This is a genomic window from Achromobacter sp. SIMBA_011 (genome assembly GCF_046535435.1).
GTDB lineage: Bacteria > Pseudomonadota > Gammaproteobacteria > Burkholderiales > Burkholderiaceae_B > Achromobacter > Achromobacter dolens.
This window is the reverse complement of sequence record NZ_JAWRWN010000004.1, coordinates 257,645-275,472: the sequence shown is the minus strand read 5'-3', so window position 1 is coordinate 275,472 and position 17,828 is coordinate 257,645. Positions and strand designations below refer to the sequence as shown.

Genomic DNA, 17,828 nt, shown 5'->3' with positions numbered 1-17,828 from the left:
CTCGCGGCGGAGATCAGGCCTCGGCCTGCTCCGCGCCCTTGCCCAGGCCGAGATAGCTCTCGATCACCTTGGGATCGCCGGCCAGCTCGCGCGCCGGACCATGCAGGATGACTTCGCCGGTCTCGAGCACGTAGCCGTAGTCGGCCACCTGCAGCGCCGCGCGCGCGTTCTGTTCCACCAGCAGGATCGCCACGCCGGTCTCGCGCAGGCGCGCGATGATGTGGAAGATCTCGCGCACGATGCGCGGCGCCAGGCCCAGGCTGGGTTCGTCCAGCATCAGCAGCGCCGGCTTGGCCATCAGCGCGCGGCCGACCGCCAGCATCTGGCGCTCGCCGCCCGAGAGCGTGCCGGCCTGCTGGGCGCGGCGTTCGCGCAGGCGCGGGAACAGGTCGAAGACTTCGTTGAGCGTGTCGCGCCAGCCGCTTTCGCGGGCGCGGTAGCGGCGGAAACCGCCCAGCAGCAGGTTGTCTTCGACCGACATGCTGCCGAACAGCTCGCGCCGCTCGGGCACCAGCGACATGCCGGCGGCGACGCGGCGCTCGACCGGCCAGCTCGACACATCGGTGCCCGCGTATTGCACGGAGCCGGCCGCGTGGCCGGTCTGCGGCAGCGAGCCCATCATGGCGTTCAGCATGGTCGACTTGCCGGCGCCGTTGGCGCCGATCACGGTGACGATGCTGCCGGCCGGAACCGTCAGTGTGGCGCCGGCCAGCGCGCCGACCTTGCCGTAGCGGGCCGACAGGTTGCTGACTTCAAGAACGGGTTTGGACGTCGTCATTGCACGCCTCCCGCGGACACCGGCTTGGCCTGGTCGGCTTCGGGCAGGTCGTCGTCGATGCCGCCCAGGTAGGCTTCCAGCACCGCCGGGTTCTGTTGCACCTCGGCCGGCACGCCTTCGGCCAGCTTGGTGCCGAAATCCATCACCACCAGGTGGTTGGTCAGGCGCATCACAAAATCCATGTCGTGTTCCACCAGCAGAATGCTCATGCCCTCGGCGCGCAACTGTTCCAGCACGCGCGCCAGGTCCTGCTTTTCCTTGTAGCGCAGGCCGGCGGCCGGCTCGTCCAGCAACAGCAGCACCGGATCGCTGGCCAGGGCCCGCGCGATTTCCAGGATGCGTTGCTGGCCCAGCGCCAGGTTGCCCGCTTGTTCGTACAGGTATTCGCCCAGGCCGACGCGCTTGATCTGCTCGGCGGCCTCGTGCAGCAGTTGCGCCTCGCGTGCGCGGTCGGTGTGCAGGGCGCCCGCCCACACGCCCACGTCGGAACGCAGGTGCGCGCCCAGCGCGACGTTCTCCAGCACCGTCATGCCCGGCAGCAACTGCACGTGCTGGAAGGTGCGGCCCACGCCCAGCTTGGCGATCTCGCGGGCCGAACGGCTGTCGATGCGCTCGCCCATGAAGGTGACCTTGCCGCGCGTCACCGGCAGTACGCCGCTGATCAGGTTGAAGGTGGTGCTCTTGCCGGCGCCGTTGGGGCCGATCAGGCCCATGATCTCGCCGGAGCGGACCTTGAAGCTGATGTCGTTGACGGCGACCAGGCCGCCGAATTCCTTGCGGATGGCGTCCACTTCCAGCACCACCTGCCCGGCCTGTGGCCGCGCGCGCAGCGGCAGCGCCGGCGCCGGTTTGGGCGGCGCCAGGTTGCGGCGCGAGCCGTCGGCGCCGGTGAGGCTGCCCCACCAGCCCGCCAGGATCGGCCAGAGGCCGTTGCGGGCGTATTGCAGCATCAGGATCAGCAGCACGCCGAAGACGATCATCTCGAAGTTGGCGTTGGTGTCCAGCAGCTTGGGCAGCAGGTTCTGCAACTGGTCCTTGAGCACCAGGATGACGCTGGAACCGAGCAGCGCGCCCCAGACGTAGCCGGCGCCGCCGACCACGGCCATGAACAGGTACTCGATGCCGTAGTTGATGCCGAACGGGCTGGGGCTGACGGCGCGCTGCATGTGCGCGTAGAGCCAGCCCGAGACGCAGGCCAGCAGCGCGGCCCAGACGAAGATCACGACCTTGTAGGCGGCCGTGTTCACGCCCATCGACTCGGCCATGCCGGCGCCGCTCTTGAGCGCGCGGATGGCGCGGCCCGGACGCGAGTTCAGCAGGTTGCGGGTCGCCCACAGCGCCAGCAGCACGAACACCCAGATCAGGTAGTAGATGTGGCGGCCGCTGGCCAGCGACATGCCGAAGATGCTGATGGGCTCGATGCCGGCGATGCCGTCATGCTTGCCCAGCCAGTCCAGGTTGCCGAACAGGAAGTACAGCGACAGGCCCCAGGCGATGGTGCCCAGCGGCAGGTAGTGGCCCGACAGGCGCAGCGTGATCGCGCCCAGCAGGTACGCCACCACGGCGGTCAGGATCAGGCCGGCGGGCAGCGCCAGCCAGGGCGACACGTCGTATTGCGTGGTCAGATAGGCGGTGGTGTACGCGCCCAGGCCGACGAACGCGGCCTGGCCGAACGAGGTCAGGCCGCCGACGCCGGTCAGCAGCACCAGCCCAAGCACCACCAGGCTGGCCAGCCCGATGTAGTTCAGTTGCGTCACCCAGAACTCGGGCGTGACCGGCAAGAGCGGCAGCCCCGCCAGGACGACGATGAAGACGACAAGCAGAATGCGGTTCATGGCGTTTACTCCTCTTCGTCCACGTGATGGGTGCTGAACGAACGCCAGACCAGAACCGGGATAATCAAGGTGAAGACGATCACTTCCTTGTAGGCGCTGGCCCAGAAGGACGAGAACGATTCCAGCACGCCCACCAGCAGCGAGCCGGCGGCCGCCACGGGGTAGCTGGCCAGGCCGCCGATGATCGCGCCGACAAAGCCCTTCAGACCGATCAGGAAGCCCGTGTCGTAGTAGACCGTGGTGATGGGCGCGATCAGCATGCCGGACATGGCGCCGATGGCGGTGGCCAGCGTGAAGGTCAGGCTGCCCGACATGGTGGTGCTGATACCCACCAGGCGCGCGCCGCGGCGGTTGACGGCGGTGGCGCGCAGCGCGCGGCCGTACAGCGTCTTGCCGAAGAACAGCCACAGCGCGATGATCAGCAGCGCGCAGGTCGCGACCACGAACAGGCTCTGCGCCGACCAGGTGGTGAAGCCCAGGTCGACCTGGCCGCTCACGAACGCGGGCGTGCGCCAGCCTTCGGCGCCGAAGAACACCAGGGCCAGGCCGGTCAGCGCGAAGTGCACCGCCACCGACACGATCAGCAGCACCAGCACGGTGGCCTCGGCCAGCGGCTGGTAGACGATGCGATAGACCATCGGGCCCATCGGGATCACCAGCAGCAGCGTCAGCAGCATGTTGAGCCACAGCGAATTGCCTGCGGCGGTATAAGTGGTCGTCAGCCACAGCAACGCGAGCGGCACGACGAGACAGGTCAACACGGCCTTGGGCAGGCCAGCCGCGCTGCGGGTCCGCAGCGCGCGCAGCAGCTCGAGCGCCAGGCACACCACGCCCAGCAGCGGCAGGAGATAGGCGGTGCCGGGCACCTTGCCGTCCACCAGCATCGCGAGCGTCAGGGCGCCGAACGCCACGAACTCGCCCTGGGGAATGAAAATGACGCGCGTAACGGCGAACACCAGCACCAGCGCCATGCCCAGCAGGGCATAGATGGCGCCGTTGACGATACCGTCTTGCAGCAGAATCAGCGCAATTGAGGAATCCATCTAACAACCTTATTGATTCTTGGTGTTCCGACCCCGCCCGGAACACTGATACGACACACCGGCCGGAGAGGCCGGTGCGAAGCATGGGGCGCCCGCAAGGGGCGCCCTTGGATCGGGCAATCCAGGGAGATTACAGGCCGGGCTGGTAGACCCACTTGCCGCCTTCGACCTTGACGATGACGCGCGAACGCTCGTCGAAGCCGGCGTGGTCCGTCGGCGACATGTTGAACACGCCTTGCGAGGCGGCCAGGTCCTTGACGTTTTCCAGGGCGTCGCGCATGGCAGCGCGGAATTCCGGCGTGCCCGGCTTGGCGCCCGTCTTCAGGGCCGCGGGCAAGGCCGCCACCACCAATTGGCCGGCATCCCACATGTGGCCGCCAAAGGTGTTGGTCGAGCCGGCGCCGTTTGCCTTCTCGTAGGTCTCGACGTAGGCCAGCGCCGACTTCTTGACCGGGTTGCTGTCGGGCAGCTGGGCCGCGACCAGCAGCGGGCCGGCGGGCAGGTACATGCCGTCGCAGTCCTTGCCGCAGACGCGCAGCACGTCGTTGTTGGCGGCGCCGTGGGTCTGGTAGATGGTGCCGCCGTAGTTGCGGGCCTTCAGTTCCTTTTGCGGCAGCGCGGACGGGGTGCCGGCGCCGGCGATCAGGATGGCGTCGGGCTTGGCGCCGATCAGCTTGAGCACCTGGCCCGTGACGCTGGTGTCGGTGCGGCTATATTTTTCGATGGAGACGATCTCGATGCCCTTGGCCTTGGCGGCCTTCTGCATCACGTCCAGCCAGCCGTCGCCATAGGCGTCGGCAAAGCCGATGAAGCCCAGCGTCTTGACCTTGGACTTGGACATGGCGTCGGCCAGCGCGCCGGCCATCAGGGCGTCGTTCTGCGGGGTCTTGAAGACCCAGCGGCGCTTGTCGTCCACGGGTTCGACGATCTTGGCGCTGGCGGCCACGCTGATCATCGGCACCTTGGCTTCGGCGGCCACGTCCACCATGGCCAGCGAGCCCGGCGTGACCGACGTGCCGATCAGCACGTCGACCTTGTCGTCGGACGCCAGCTTGCGCGAGTTCTTGACGGCTTGGGTCGTGTCGGTGGCGTCGTCCAGGACGATCCACTCGATCTTCTGGCCCGCCACTTCCTTGGGCAGCAGCGCGACCGTGTTGCGCTCGGGGATGCCCAGCGATGCGGCGGGGCCGGTGCTGGACACCGTCACACCCACCTTGACCTGGGCGCTGGCCAGCAGCGGCAGGGTCAGGGCAACGGCGGCGGCGGCCGCGGACAAGCCGAAGTGCTTGCGCATGTTTTGTCTCCTGTGGTGGCTCTTTTTTTGCCCCGGACGAGGCGGAAGCGAGCCTAGTTAAAGTTATACAGAAAAAAATATTATAGGGTTAAAACAGTATCAGATGACTTCGCGCAACTACGGTAAATCCCTGACGTGCTACAGAAACCACAATTCAGCAAACGCATTCGTTAATGGCGAACTTGTACTTGAAAGGCTCGCGGGCGTCAGTTGGGGGATTCCCTTGGACAGGGCCCGCCGGCGCGACGTTCAGCGGCCGCGCATCGGCCACACCCGTTCGACCCGCGTCGCCACCCACGCCGCCAGCGCGGCCTTGATCAGGTCGCCCGGCACGAATACCGCCACCGCCACCGCGGCCTTGGCCAGCCCCATCTTGGTGACCGTCGCCAGCCATGGCACGCCGAACGCATAGACCACCACGATGCCGCCGAGGACGCAGGCGATGGCGCAGCCGGCCAGTTGGCCGCCGAATCCCGCCGCCCTGCCCGTCAGGCGACGCGCAAGCCAGCCGGTCACGAACGCGCCCGCCACCAGCCCCACCAGGAAGCCGCCGGTCGGCCCGAAGAACGCGCCCAGGCCGCCGCGCCCGCCCGGCAGCACCGGCAGGCCGATGGCCGCCAACGCCAGATACAGCAGGCAGGCGAGCGCGCCGCGCCCGGGCCCCAGCATGGCGCCGGCCAGCATCGCGCCCAGTGTCTGCAGCGTGATCGGCACCGGAATGCCCGGCAGCGGGATCGGCGGAATCAGGCTCAGCACCACGATCAGCGCGGCGAACAGTGCCACCAGCACGGTGTTATTGGATTTCATGGCAATGCCCTTTCTATCTAGTGGGACAGGGAATCAGGGATGAGGTTGGACAGTCACACGCTGCGGGCGTCGATGGCCTCGGCCACTTCCTGCGCGCGCTTCAACGTCAGCACCACCAGCGGCACGATCAGCGCCACCGGGTTGGCACCCAGTCCGCGCGCCGCCTGGGCCTCGCGGATCTCGTGGAAATTGCGCCAGATCTCCGGCACGAAGCGCAACGCCAGCGCCAACGCCAGCGACACCTTGCCGGCGTCCAGCAGGCCGACGCGCTGCAACGGCATCAGCACCCGTTCACACACGGCGATCAGGTCCGAACTGCGGGTCGACAGCGTCACCGCCAGTGCCAGGCCGACCATCGCCGCGATGCGCAAGAGCACCGTCAACGCCTCGCGCCAGCCCTGGAACCAGGCCGTGAAGGCGCCGACGGCCAGCAACACCCAGACCAGGCCGCGCACCTGGCGCCAGACGCCGCCGGGCGTGGCGCCGGCGCACCACAGCAGCAGGCCGGCGACCGCGCAGGCGCCCGCCAGGAGGGCGGGATCGCGCACCAGGAACAATCCGGCGCCGGCCGCGGCCAGCGCCAGCAGCTTCAGGCCGGCGGGCAGCCGGTGCAGTGGCGAGTCGCCGGGAATATATAGGGGTTCGATCACGCGCAGTGATTCCGGTACCAGCGCAGCGCGGCGGCCGGCTCGTCGTCGGCGGCGATGGTGCCATCCTGGATCACCAGCACCCGCTCGAAATCTTCCAGCAGCGCCAGGTCGTGGCTGACCACGATCGCGTCCTGCGGCATGGCGGCGATGGCGTCGCGCACCCGATTGCGGTTGCGCAGGTCGAGCTGGGTGGTGGGTTCGTCGAACACCACCAGCCCGGGCCGCATCACCAGCACCGCCGCCAGCGCCACCAACTGGCGCTCGCCGCCGGACAGCGTGTGGCTGGTGCGATCCGCCAGGTGCGCCACGCCCAGGGCGCCCAGCGCGGCCTCGATGCGGGCCTCGCGTTGCGCGCGGTCGGGCTCAAGGTGCTTCAGGCCGAACGCCAGGTCCTCGCGCACGATCGGAAAAACGATCTGGTTCTCGGGGTTCTGGAACACGAAACCCACCTGGCGGCGCACCGCCTTCAGTTCATGCCGGGTGTCCAGGCCGCCGACGCGCACGCTGCCGGAGGTCGGCAGCACCAGCCCGTTGACCAGCCGCGCCAGCGTGCTCTTGCCGGCGCCGTTGGGGCCGACGATGCCGACCCGGCGTCCGCCCAGCGCCACGCTCACCCCGCGCAACACTTCCGCCTGGGGCGTCGATACAATCGCCTGGTCAAACTCGATTAACATGGGGCGGGATTATGCCCGAACCATTTCGGGCATCGGGACTCCAAGAGCTGATATGGACAAAGTACGCAAAACCGACGCCGAATGGCGGGCCCAGTTGTCCCCGGAAGAATACGTCGTCACCCGCCAAAAGGGTACCGAACGCGCGTTCACCGGGCGCTACTGGAATACCTTCACCCCGGGCATCTACCGCTGCGTGGGCTGTGGCACGGCGCTGTTCGCGTCGGACACCAAGTTCGACGCCGGCTGTGGCTGGCCCAGCTATTTCCAGGCGCTCGACCCGGAACTGGTGCGCGAGGAGCGCGACACCTCGCATGGCATGGTGCGCACCGAGGTGCTGTGCAACGTCTGCGATTCGCACCTGGGCCACGTCTTCCCCGACGGCCCCGAGCCCACCGGCCTGCGCTACTGCATCAATTCCCTGTCGATGACGTTCGAACCCATAGAAGAATGAAGAAGTTCCTGTTCGACCTCTTTCCGCTGTTTCTTTTCTTCCTGGCCTACCGCTTCACGGATATCTTCGTGGCGACCGGCGTGGCCATGGCGGCGGCGGTGCTGCAGATCGTCTGGCTCAAGGTCACCGGCCGGCCGACCGAAGCCATGCACTGGATCAACCTGACCGTGATCCTGGTGTTCGGCGGCGCCACCATCTGGCTGCACAGCGACGTCTTCATCAAATGGAAGCCGACGGTGCTGTACTGGCTGTTCGGTGGCGCGCTGGTATTCGCCCGCCTGCTGTTCGGCCGCAACCTGATCCGCCGCCTCATGGAAAAACAGATCCAGCTTCCAGACGCTGCCTGGGACAAGCTCAATCTGATCTGGGCTGGTTTTTTCCTGTTCGCCGGCGCCATCAATCTCTACGTGGCGTTTTCGGGGCATTTCACCGAATCCCAGTGGGTCAGCTTCAAGGCCTTCGGCCTGATGGGCCTGATGATCGTCTTCGTCATCGGCCAGTCCCTCTGGCTGGGCAAGCATATCCAGGCTGACGACTCCACTCCGCCCAAGGCCTGACGCCGCGGCGCCGAGGCATCTTTCCCCACACGGCGCGCCCCCGGCGCGCCGGAACTTTACGATCGACCCCATGTCAGAGACCACCGACCGCATCACCCTGATCCGGGAGCGCCTGGCCATCCTGGAACCGGTTTCCCTCGAGATCCAGGACGAATCGCATTTGCATGCCGGTCACGAAGGCAGTAAAAACGGCGCCGGCCATTATCGCGTGCACATCGTGGCGCCCTGTTTTGCAGGACTGAACCCCGTGGCGCGACATCGGCTGGTGTATCATCATTTGCAAGATTTGATCCCCTATCCGATTCATGCGCTTGCGCTAGACGCCCAGGCTCCCAAATAGAAAGTAAAAGGATATTCATGAAACGCATCGTCATGCTGGCCGCCGCCTGCGTCATCGCCGTGCCCGCTTTTGCCCAGAACGTCGCCACCGTCAACGGCAAGGCCATTCCGCAGAAGAGCCTGGATCAATTCGTCAAGCTGCTGGTCAGCCAGGGCGCCACCGATTCGCCCCAGTTGCGTGAACAGGTCAAGCAGGAAATGATCAACCGCCAGGTCTTCGTGCAAGCGGCCGAAGCCGGCGGCATCGCCAAGCAGGCCGACGTCCAGACCGAAATCGAACTGGCCCGCCAGGGCATCCTGGTCCGCGCCCTGATGGCCGACTACCTGGCCAAGCACCCGGTGTCGGACGCCAAGGTCACGGCTGAATACGAGAAGATCAAGAAAGAACAGGCCGGCAAGATGGAATACAAGGTCCGTCACATCCTGGTCGAAGACGAAAAAACCGCCAACGACCTGCTGGCCCAGTTGAAGAGCAACAAGGGCAAGTTCGACGACCTGGCCAAGAAGAACTCCAAGGATCCCGGCAGCGCCGAAAAGGGTGGCGACCTGGGTTGGGCCCCTCCCACCAACTACGTCCAGCCGTTCGCCCAGGCCGTGACCCAGCTCAAGAAGGGCCAACTGGTCGACAAGCCGGTGCAGACCCAGTTCGGCTGGCACATCATCATGGTCGACGACACCCGCCCGGTCGAATTCCCGCCGCTGGACCAGGTCCGTCCGCAACTGGAAGAAATGCTGCGCCAGCAAACCCTGGCCGACTACCAGAAGGAACTGCGCGAAAAGGCCAAGATCCAGTAAATCTGGCGTCTTCCGTCTTCCCCCCGAAAAAACTGCCCGCCCTGCGCGGGCAGTTTTTTTTCCCGCAGATGTCGACATGGCATCGTGGCGACCGGGCCGGAAATGAAAACAGGCCGTGCGCCAAGGGCGGGCGGCCTGTTTGACAGAGCGGGGGAACGGGCCGGCGTGCGGCCCCGGCGCGATCAGGACACGCCCAGCAACGCCTTCAGCGCATCCTCATCCAACACCGTAACGCCCAATTCCTGGGCCTTGGTGAGCTTGCTGCCGGCGTCTTCGCCCGCCACCAGATAGGCGGTCTTCTTGGACACGGAGCCGCTGACCTTGCCGCCCGCGGCCTGGATGCGCATGGACGCTTCCTCGCGGGTCCAATTGGGCAGCGTGCCGGTCAGCACGAAGGTCTTGCCTGCCAGCGTGGTGTCCTGCGGCACGGCTTCGGCCACCGGATGCACTCCCTGCGCCTTGAGCTGGTCGATCACGTCACGGTTGTGCTGCTCGGCAAAAAAGCGGCGGATCGAACCCGCCACCACCGGCCCCACGTCAGGCACCGAGGACAGCGCATCCTCGTCGGCATCCATGATGGCTTCGATGCTGCCAAAATGCCGCGCGACGTCGCGCGCCGTGGTCTCGCCAACGTGGCGGATGCCCAGCGCGAACAGCAGGCGTCCCAGCGCCGGCGCGCGGGCCTTGTCGATGGCCGCGACCAGATTGTCGGCCGACTTCTGGCCCATGCGGTCCAGCCCCACCAGCTCGAGCGGACGCAGGCTGAACAGGTCGGCCAGCGACTTGACGCGGCCGCTGTCCACCAGTTGTTCCACCAGTTTCTCGCCCAGGCCCTCGATGTCGAGCGCCTTGCGGCTGGCGGCATGCCACAGGGTCTGCTTGCGCTGCGCGGCGCAGAACAGGCCGCCGGTGCAGCGGGCGATGGTCTCATCCTCCAGGCGCTCGATCGCCGAGCCACAGACCGGGCAGGCCTTGGGCATGACGAACTCGCGCGCGTCGGCGGGACGTTTTTCGAGCACGGCCCCCACCACCTCCGGGATGACGTCGCCCGCGCGCCGCACGATGACGGCGTCACCGATGCGCACGTCCTTGCGGCGGATCTCGTCTTCGTTGTGCAGCGTGGCGTTGGTGACGGTCACGCCGCCGACGAACACCGGCTTGAGCCGCGCCACCGGCGTGATCGCGCCGGTGCGGCCGACCTGCACCTCGATGTCCAACAGCGTGGTGGTGGCCTCCTCGGCCGGAAATTTATGCGCCAGGGCGAAGCGCGGCGCCCGCGCCACGAAACCCAGCAACTTCTGCGCCGGCAGCGAATCCACCTTGTAGACCACACCGTCGATGTCGTAGGGCAGCTCGGGGCGCAAGGCGCCGACCTTGGCGTAGAAGGCCATCAGGCCCTCGGCGCCGGTGGCGCGATGGTTGTGCTTGACGTTGACGGGCAGGCCGAGCGCGGCCAACCAATCGAGCATGGCGCCGTGCGATTTCTCGGGCAGGGTGGCGGCGGCCTCCGCCGCGCCGGCCGGCGCCTCGTCGAACAGGCCGCTCTGGCTGCCCGGCAGGCCCTGCACCTCGCCCCAGCCGTAGGCGAAAAAGCGCAGAGGCCGCTTGGCGGTGATGCGCGGGTCGAGCTGGCGCAGGCTGCCAGCCGCCGCGTTGCGCGGGTTGACGAAGACTTTTTCGTCGCGCTTGGCCTGCGCCGCGTTGAGCTTCTCGAAATCGGCGCGGTTCATCAGCACTTCGCCGCGGACTTCCAGCACCTTGGGCGCCGGACCGCTCAACTGCAGCGGGATCGCCTTGATCGTGCGGATGTTGGAAGTGACGTCCTCGCCCGTCTGGCCGTCGCCCCGCGTGGCTGCCTGGACCAGCCGGCCGTCCTCGTAGCGCAGGCTGATCGCCAGGCCGTCGAGCTTCAATTCACAGAAATATTCCGCCTGCTGCGCCGGGCCCAGCAGGCCGGCGCCGCGCAGCGTGTCGGTAACGCGGCGGTCGAATGCCACCACGTCCTCTTCGTCGAAGGCATTGCCCAGCGACAACATCGGCACCGCATGGCGCACGCTGCCGAAGGCCGAAACCGGCGCCGCGCCGACCCGCTGCGTGGGCGATTCGGGCGTGACCAGTTCCGGATGCGCGGCTTCCAGGTCCTGCAGCTCTCGCATCAGCCGGTCGTACTCGGCATCCGAGATCGACGGGTCGTCGTAGACGTAATAGCGGACGTTGTGCTGCTCGATTTCCGCGCGCAGGCGCGCCGCGGTTTCCGCCGCGGGGGTCCCTCCGGCCTTGCTCATTATGCAAACACCCGCTGCGCGCGCTCGCTGCCTGCGGGCAGGCCGGCCTGCTCCAACTGGCCGAACAGCACCTGCAGCCGTTCGTCGATGACGCTTTCCGAGCCATCGGCCAGTGGCTTGCCCTGGTCATCGACCAGATCGGCGCGCAGGCGGGCGGCGAGCTCGCGGCCCACGTCGACCATGCGGCCAAAGGCGCGGCTGTCGGCCGGGCTGCAAGGCACATCGAGCAACAGGTACAGGCGCTCGATACCGCCCATGCCGGCGTCGAAGGCGGCGCCGTCGGCGCGCGCCAGGGTGAAGCGGGCCACGCCATTCTCCGCCGGCCAGGCCAGACGGTTGCCATCGGCGACGAAGCCGGCGTCGCGGGCGACGCTCAGCACCTCGGCGGCAGGCTGGGCGGCGCCCAGCAGCAACGTCAGGCCAACCTGGGTATCCAGCGCGGCGCAGGTATCGTCCAGGCGCGCGGCCTGTTCCAGCACGGCTTGCTGGTCGGGGCCTTCGATGGTGGCGTCGAAGCGCTCGGCCATGTCCTGGGCGCGGGCCCATGCCTGCGACCATTCGATCGCGGTCAGGGGACCGCTGCGGTTGGCCAGCAGCACGGCAAGCTGCATCGAGGCATAAGACTCCCCGGTGTGCACGCGCGCGCGGTGACGACGCTGGTCGGTCTCGGCGAACACGCGCATGGGCTTGCGGCCCACCTGGCGCAGGCTCTGCATGTAGGGCAGCAGGTCGGCGCCGCGCACCGGCTCGGCGAAGTTGATCTCGATGACCACCTCGCAGGCGGGATCGGGTTCCTCGGTGTCATCGGCATCGCTGCCCGGGTCGACCGGCCGCGGCTGCTCGGGGTGCGCCTTGGGGGCGTCGCCCATGCCCGGCTCGCGGCGCACCGGCGCGCCGCCCGCGGCGTTGGCCGCCCCCGCCCCCAGCAGCGGATCCTGCTCGGAGGTGGGGAAATGGCTTTGCATCTTGCGGCGGACGCGGCGGTCCTGCCACCAGTTGAAGCCCAGCACCAGCAGTATCAGCAAGACGCCCAGGGCAATCAGCCCGATCTGCAAATCACTCATGTGTAAATCCCGCGCCATGAAGCCGGCGCCATTCTGAATATTGGGTTTATGCCGCTTCGGAGGCCATCATCTGGACGGCCGAATCTATGTCTACCGCAACGATACGCGAAACCCCCTGCTCTTGCATGGTGACGCCGATCAGTTGCTTGGCCATCTGCATCGCGATCTTGTTGTGCGAGATGAACAGGAACTGGGTCTGCTCGCTCATGTTGGCGACCAGGTTGGCGTAGCGCTCGGTGTTGGCGTCGTCCAGCGGCGCGTCCACCTCATCCAGCAGGCAGAACGGCGCGGGGTTCAGCTTGAACAGCGCGAACACCAGCGCGGTGGCGGTCAACGCCTTTTCGCCGCCCGACAGCAGGTGGATGGTGCTGTTGCGCTTGCCCGGCGGCTGCGCCATGACCTGCACGCCGGCGTCGAGGATTTCCTCGCCGGTCATGGTCAGCTTGGCTTCGCCGCCCCCGAACAGCTTGGGGAACAGCTCGCCGAAGTGGCCGTTGACGACGTTGAAGGTCTCTTGCAGCAGGTCGCGCGTTTCGCGGTCGATCTTGCGGATCGCGTCTTCCAGGGTCTCGATGGCGGTCATGAGGTCCTGGTGTTGATCGTCCAGGAAGCCCTTGCGCTCGCGCGAGGTGTTCAGTTCGTCCAGCGCGGCCAGGTTGACCGAGCCCAGCGCTTCGATCTGGCGCGAGATGCGAGTGACTTCCGATTGCAGCCAGCTCGCGCGGCGCCATTCGTCGGGCTGGTTGGCCAGGTCCTGGGCCAGGGCCTCGCGGTCGACCTCGCGGGCGTTGAGCTGTTCGGTGAATTGCTCCTCGGCCAGGCGCGCCGCCTGCTCCTGCAACTGCAGCTCGGTGATACGGGCGCGGCGCGGTTCGAGCGTGCGCTCCTGCTGCATGCGGTCTTCGTCGGCGCCGCGCAGCAGGGCCGCCAGGTTTTCCATCTCCTGGCGGGCGCGCGACAGCGCCTCTTCGCGCTCGGCGCGCAATTCCAGGGCATCCTGCAGGCCGGCCTGGGAGGCCGAGGCATCCAGGTCGACCAGGTCGGCCAGCAATTGCTCGAGCTCGACCTCGCCACGCTGGCTCTGGTCGGCCGCCAGTTGCCGGTTGCGCTGCAGGTCGGTGATGCGGACCTGGATGCCGCGTTCGGCAAATTCGGCTTCCTGCGCGGCCCGTTCGAGCTCGCGCAGGCGGGCGCGGGCGGCTTCGGCCTGGGCCGCCAGGGTCTCGCCATCCATTTCGGCGTCGGCAAAGCGCGACTGGTGCTCGGCCAGCTCTTCATCGAGCGCCTCGAAGCGGGCTTCGGCCTCTTCGCGGGTGGCCCGCAGGTCTTCCTCGTGCGCAGAGATCTCTTCGAGGTCCTGGCGCAGGCGCGCGGCGTGCTGGCCGGACTGCTCGGCCTGCTGCTGCAGGCGCGAGTGTTCCAGTTGGATGTCGTGCACCCGGCGGGTGACTTCGGCGACCCGCTGGCGGGCCGGCGCGATAGCCTGGCTGACCTGCTGCCAGGCCACCTCGGCGCGGGCGACGGCGGCGCGGGCCTGGTCAGTGATGAGTTGCTGGGCCTTGATCTCGCGTTGCAGGTTTTCGATTTCCTGCTGGCGCGCCAGCAGGCCCGCCTGCTCGGAATCCGGGGCATAGAAGCGTACGCTGTGCGCATCCACCAGATGGCCCGACTTGACGACGCAGGCGGCGCCGGCCGGCAGCGTGGCGCGAGTGGCCAGCGCCTGGGCCAGGTCGGGGGCGGTGTAGATGCCGCCCAGCCAGTCATTGAGCAGCGTGCGCAGGTCGGGGTCGGTGATGCGCAGCAGGCTGGCCAGCGGCGTCAGCCCGGCGGGGGCCGCCGGCGCCGGGGCAGCGACCGGCAATTGGTAGAAGGCCAGGCGGGCGGGCGGCGCGTCCTCGGAAAAGGCGCGGGCCCAGTCCAGGCTGCGCACCTCGAGGGACGCCATGCGCTCGCGCAGGGCGGCTTCCAGGGCGGTTTCCCAGCCCGGTTCGATATGCAGCTTCTGCCACAGGCGCGGCAGGCCGGCCAGCTCGTGCTTGGCCAGCCAAGGCTCCAGCGCGCCCTGCTTCTGCACGTCTTCCTGCAGTTTCACCAGCGCCGACAGACGGGCTTCCAGGCGCGCCAGGTTCTGCGCTTCGGTCTGGGCGGCGGCCTGGGCGCGGCTGCGCTCGGCATCAGCGTCCGGGACCTGGGCTTCGAGGGTCGCCAGCGCTTCCTGCGCCTCCTCGAGCTGGTCTTCGCCGGCGAGGCGGTCGCCGGCCAGTTGTTCCAGGCGCGCCGGATCGGGGCTGTGCAATTCGCGCAGTTCCTGCTGCAGGCGCTCGCGGCGCTGCTCCAGGGCCTGCATCTGGCGGTCGGCGTCGCGCTGGGTCTGTGCCACCAGGGCCAGGTTCTGCTCCACCCGGGCCAGCGCGGCTCGCATTTCGTCGCGACCGGACGCAGCCTCGCGCACGCGCTGCTCGACCGCCGGCAACGCCGCCTGGGCATCCTCGGCGGCGGCGCGCGCCTCTTCGGTGCGGGCGGCGCCGGCGGCCAGGTCTTCCTCGGCCTGCGCGATCTGCTCGGTGCAGTGTTCGCGTTGGCTGGTCCATTCGGCGATCTGCTGCTGCAACTGATCGCGGCGGGCCTGCAGGCGGTTGCGGGAATCCACCACGTGGCGGATTTCAGCCTCCAGCCGGCTGACCTGGGCGTTGGCCTCGTACAGGGCGCCCTGGGCGGTGTGGACGGCGTCGCTGGCGGCGTAATGGGCCTGGCGCCGGGATTCGAGCGCGGCCTCGCCGGCCCGCAGGCCGGCGATGGCGGCTTCCAGCTCGTTCTGGGCCTGGGCCATTTCCTGGGCTTTCCTGGCGCGCTCTTCGCGCGCGCCAGTTTCCTTCAGGAACCACAGCGCGTGCTGCTTCTTTTCGCCATCGGCCTGCAGCTCGCGGTAGCGGGTGGCGACCTCGGCCTGCGCCTCCAGCTTTTCCAGTTGGCTGTTCAGTTCGCGCAGGATGTCCTCGACGCGGGTCAGGTTCTCGCGGGTGTCGGACAGGCGGTTTTCGGTCTCGCGGCGGCGCTCTTTATAGCGCGACACGCCGGCAGCCTCTTCCAGGAACACCCGCAGTTCCTCGGGGCGCGCCTCGATCAGGCGGTTGATCATGCCCTGGCCGATGATGGCATAGCCACGCGCGCCCAGGCCGGTGCCCAGGAAGATGTCGTGGATGTCCCGGCGGCGGACCTGCTGGTTATTGACGAAGTAGCTGCTGGTGCCGTCGCGGGTCAGCACGCGGCGCACCGCGATCTCGGCGTAGGTGCTCCATTGCCCGGCCGCGCGGCCTTCACTGTTGTCGAACACCATTTCGACCGACGCGCGGGCCGCCGGCTTGCGGTTGCCCGAGCCGTTGAAAATGACGTCCTGCATAGACTCGCCGCGCAGCTCCGAGGCCTTGGCCTCGCCGAGCACCCAACGCACCGCGTCGATGATGTTCGATTTGCCGCAGCCATTGGGGCCCACCACGCCCACCAACTGGCTGGGCACGGGAATCACGGTGGGATCGACGAAGGACTTGAAGCCGGCGAGTTTGAGCTGAGTAAGACGCACAGTACGATGACGACGGGGTGGGTTGAACGAAAGGCGTTAACGGACCTGCCGCACAGATTGCAAACCGGCCCGTGTAGGGCCGGCTTGCGTATGGGTCGTATGATACCGCAGGCAGTCTGTCCCCAAACGTGAGCAAAGGTCAAGCCGGGGACTGCCCGCCCCTTCGGCGGGCGCGCGACTGATCCGCCGCAACCCGCGGGCAAACGCTGAATAGCCCTCCCCCTGGCACGGGCTATACTCGCTGACACTTTTTCGCAAGACGCATAATTTTCACGCAGACCGACCGGGCTCAGGTCAAAGTACGGGGACATTCTTGAAACGAGGTTTCTATCTGGTCATGGCCGCGCAGGCCTTCTCGTCATTGGCGGACAACGCGCTATTCATCGCCGCGATCGCCCTGATACAGGAACTGCACGGCCCCGACTGGCTGGCCCCGATCATGAAATGGTCCTTCGCGCTGGCCTACGTGGTGCTGGCGGCCTTCGTCGGCGCCATCGCCGACTCGTACCCCAAGGGCCGCGTGATGTTCTCGACCAACGCCCTGAAGGTGGCCGGCTGCCTGCTGATGTTCTCTTACGCCAGCATCGGCGTGGCGCCTGAATACCAGACCTATCTGGTCTGCGCGGCCTACGCCGTGGTCGGCATCGGCGCCGCCGCCTACTCCCCCGCCAAGTACGGGATCGTCACCGAAATGCTGCCCCCCAGCATGCTGGTCAAGGGCAATAGCTGGATCGAGGGCCTGACCGTCTTCTCCATCATCCTGGGCACCGTGCTCGGCGGCCTGCTGATCTCCAACACCGTCTCAACGGCACTGCTGCAACATTCCTTCATCGGCAAGCTGGTGCACACCCCGGCCGAGGCGGCCATCCTGGTGATCGCCTTCGTCTACCTGCTGGCAGCGCTGTGCAACCTGCTGATCCCGCACACCCACGTGCGCTATCCGCCGCAGCAGAAGAACCCCATCAAGCTGATGGGCACCTTCTGGGGCTACGTCCGCGTCCTCTGGAAGGACAAGCTGGGCCAGATCTCGCTGGCCGTCACCACCCTGTTCTGGGGCGCCGGCGCCACGCTGCAGTTGATCGTCATCGAATGGGGCCGCAGCCACCTGGGCTACCAGCTCGACAAGGCCTCCATGCTGATGGGCGTGGCCGCCCTGGGCACCGTGGTGGGTTCGATCCTGGCCGGCCGCATTCCGCTGCGCCGCGCGCTATCGGTGCTGCCGGTGGGCGCGGCCATGGGCCTGGTGGTGCTGCTGATGCCGCTGGTCTATTCGCCCTGGAGCGTCTACCTGCTGCTGTTGCTGACCGGCGGGCTGGCGGGCTTTTTCGTGGTGCCGATGAACGCCCTGCTGCAGCATCGCGGCCACGTGCTGCTGTCGGCCGGCCACTCGATCGCCGTGCAGAACTTCAACGAGCAGCTCAACATCCTGCTGATGGTGGCCGTGTACACGCTGCTGCTATGGCTGCAACTGCCCATCAACATCATCATCGTGATCTTCGGCACCGTGGTGGCCGTGCTGATGGTGGTATTCATGCGCTGGAGCAAGCGCAACCTGGCGGCCAATCCCGAACTGCACGACCAGATCGGCCAGGAAGGCCACGGTCACGCGCTGGACTCGCACACCCGCTGAATCCGACGGCGGGCCGTCCGCGCGGCCCCGGCCCGGCGCCCCCCGG

Annotated in this window: 15 protein-coding genes; 5 read left to right on the top strand and 10 right to left on the bottom strand. The window is 67.5% G+C overall.

All coding sequences use genetic code 11. The annotated features are described in order from the left end of the window. Positions 1-13: 13 nt before the first annotated feature. The 7 genes from SB816_RS16985 to SB816_RS16955 form a co-directional block, all read right to left on the bottom strand. Positions 14-778 carry an ABC transporter ATP-binding protein gene (locus SB816_RS16985; protein ID WP_006389249.1) on the bottom strand — a complete coding sequence of 255 codons (765 nt, stop codon included), beginning with the start codon at positions 776-778 and terminating at the stop codon, positions 14-16. Continuing rightward, on the bottom strand, positions 775-2,613 hold the full coding sequence (locus SB816_RS16980) for an ABC transporter permease subunit (protein ID WP_020924721.1): 1,839 nt from the start codon (positions 2,611-2,613) through the stop codon (positions 775-777). Before SB816_RS16980 ends, SB816_RS16985 begins: the two co-directional genes overlap by 4 nt. A 5-nt stretch (positions 2,614-2,618) precedes the next feature. Beyond that, positions 2,619-3,656, bottom strand: coding sequence for a branched-chain amino acid ABC transporter permease (locus SB816_RS16975; RefSeq protein ID WP_026382592.1), 1,038 nt, complete (start codon positions 3,654-3,656; stop codon positions 2,619-2,621). Between the two features lie 130 nt (positions 3,657-3,786). Beyond that, entirely contained in the window at positions 3,787-4,950 is a 1,164-nt protein-coding gene (locus SB816_RS16970; protein WP_006389246.1) for an ABC transporter substrate-binding protein, read from the bottom strand. Positions 4,951-5,199: 249 nt separating this feature from the next. Further along, on the bottom strand, positions 5,200-5,757 hold the full coding sequence (locus SB816_RS16965; RefSeq protein ID WP_054501582.1) for a biotin transporter BioY: 558 nt from the start codon (positions 5,755-5,757) through the stop codon (positions 5,200-5,202). Positions 5,758-5,810: 53 nt separating this feature from the next. After that, the gene (locus SB816_RS16960; RefSeq protein WP_054501583.1) at positions 5,811-6,407 is read right to left on the bottom strand and encodes an energy-coupling factor transporter transmembrane component T family protein; all 597 of its coding nucleotides are present in this window, start codon (positions 6,405-6,407) and stop codon (positions 5,811-5,813) included. Next, positions 6,404-7,081 carry an energy-coupling factor ABC transporter ATP-binding protein gene (locus tag SB816_RS16955; RefSeq protein ID WP_054501584.1) on the bottom strand — a complete coding sequence of 226 codons (678 nt, stop codon included), beginning with the start codon at positions 7,079-7,081 and terminating at the stop codon, positions 6,404-6,406. Before SB816_RS16955 ends, SB816_RS16960 begins: the two co-directional genes overlap by 4 nt. A 52-nt stretch (positions 7,082-7,133) precedes the next feature. On the opposite strand from SB816_RS16955, the gene msrB reads away from it, so the two are divergent. From msrB to SB816_RS16935, 4 genes are all read left to right on the top strand, one after another. Then, the gene (gene msrB / locus SB816_RS16950) at positions 7,134-7,532 is read left to right on the top strand and encodes a peptide-methionine (R)-S-oxide reductase MsrB (RefSeq protein WP_054501585.1); all 399 of its coding nucleotides are present in this window, start codon (positions 7,134-7,136) and stop codon (positions 7,530-7,532) included. Continuing rightward, positions 7,529-8,089: a septation protein A gene (locus SB816_RS16945; RefSeq protein ID WP_054501586.1), complete on the top strand. Its 561-nt coding sequence runs from the start codon at positions 7,529-7,531 to the stop codon at positions 8,087-8,089. Before msrB ends, SB816_RS16945 begins: the two co-directional genes overlap by 4 nt. Before the next feature lie 70 nt (positions 8,090-8,159). After that, positions 8,160-8,429, top strand: coding sequence for a BolA family protein (locus SB816_RS16940; protein WP_081273555.1), 270 nt, complete (start codon positions 8,160-8,162; stop codon positions 8,427-8,429). A 17-nt stretch (positions 8,430-8,446) separates the two neighbouring features. Beyond that, positions 8,447-9,223, top strand: a complete 777-nt coding sequence (locus SB816_RS16935) for a peptidylprolyl isomerase (protein WP_054501588.1) — start codon at positions 8,447-8,449, stop codon at positions 9,221-9,223. A 182-nt stretch (positions 9,224-9,405) separates the two neighbouring features. Here the strand turns inward: SB816_RS16935 and ligA are convergent, their stop codons facing one another. The 3 genes from ligA to smc are packed head-to-tail and all read right to left on the bottom strand — an operon-like array spanning position 9,406 to position 16,152. Continuing rightward, positions 9,406-11,508 carry an NAD-dependent DNA ligase LigA gene (gene ligA / locus SB816_RS16930; RefSeq protein ID WP_410547312.1) on the bottom strand — a complete coding sequence of 701 codons (2,103 nt, stop codon included), beginning with the start codon at positions 11,506-11,508 and terminating at the stop codon, positions 9,406-9,408. Beyond that, a complete protein-coding gene (locus SB816_RS16925; RefSeq protein ID WP_054501590.1) occupies positions 11,508-12,572 on the bottom strand; it encodes a cell division protein ZipA C-terminal FtsZ-binding domain-containing protein in 1,065 nt (354 codons plus the stop codon). Before SB816_RS16925 ends, ligA begins: the two co-directional genes overlap by 1 nt. Positions 12,573-12,618: 46 nt before the next feature. Beyond that, the gene (gene smc, locus SB816_RS16920) at positions 12,619-16,152 is read right to left on the bottom strand and encodes a chromosome segregation protein SMC (RefSeq protein WP_395757469.1); all 3,534 of its coding nucleotides are present in this window, start codon (positions 16,150-16,152) and stop codon (positions 12,619-12,621) included. 313 nt (positions 16,153-16,465) lie between these two features. On the opposite strand from smc, the gene lplT reads away from it, so the two are divergent. Further along, complete coding sequence (gene lplT, locus SB816_RS16915; protein WP_054501592.1) at positions 16,466-17,782, top strand: lysophospholipid transporter LplT; 1,317 nt, start codon at positions 16,466-16,468, stop codon at positions 17,780-17,782. Positions 17,783-17,828 lie beyond the last annotated feature (46 nt).

Bases quoted from the DNA above. Each gene is read 5' to 3' on its own strand.
- SB816_RS16985 (WP_006389249.1), bottom strand. From the start codon at position 778: ATGACGACGTCCAAACCCGTTCTTGAAGTCAGCAACCTGTCGGCCCGC.
- SB816_RS16980 (WP_020924721.1), bottom strand. From the start codon at position 2,613: ATGAACCGCATTCTGCTTGTCGTCTTCATCGTCGTCCTGGCGGGGCTG.
- SB816_RS16975 (WP_026382592.1), bottom strand. From the start codon at position 3,656: ATGGATTCCTCAATTGCGCTGATTCTGCTGCAAGACGGTATCGTCAAC.
- SB816_RS16970 (WP_006389246.1), bottom strand. From the start codon at position 4,950: ATGCGCAAGCACTTCGGCTTGTCCGCGGCCGCCGCCGCCGTTGCCCTG.
- SB816_RS16965 (WP_054501582.1), bottom strand. From the start codon at position 5,757: ATGAAATCCAATAACACCGTGCTGGTGGCACTGTTCGCCGCGCTGATC.
- SB816_RS16955 (WP_054501584.1), bottom strand. From the start codon at position 7,081: ATGTTAATCGAGTTTGACCAGGCGATTGTATCGACGCCCCAGGCGGAA.
- msrB (WP_054501585.1), top strand. From the start codon at position 7,134: ATGGACAAAGTACGCAAAACCGACGCCGAATGGCGGGCCCAGTTGTCC.
- SB816_RS16945 (WP_054501586.1), top strand. From the start codon at position 7,529: ATGAAGAAGTTCCTGTTCGACCTCTTTCCGCTGTTTCTTTTCTTCCTG.
- SB816_RS16940 (WP_081273555.1), top strand. From the start codon at position 8,160: ATGTCAGAGACCACCGACCGCATCACCCTGATCCGGGAGCGCCTGGCC.
- SB816_RS16935 (WP_054501588.1), top strand. From the start codon at position 8,447: ATGAAACGCATCGTCATGCTGGCCGCCGCCTGCGTCATCGCCGTGCCC.
- ligA (WP_410547312.1), bottom strand. From the start codon at position 11,508: ATGAGCAAGGCCGGAGGGACCCCCGCGGCGGAAACCGCGGCGCGCCTG.
- SB816_RS16925 (WP_054501590.1), bottom strand. From the start codon at position 12,572: ATGAGTGATTTGCAGATCGGGCTGATTGCCCTGGGCGTCTTGCTGATA.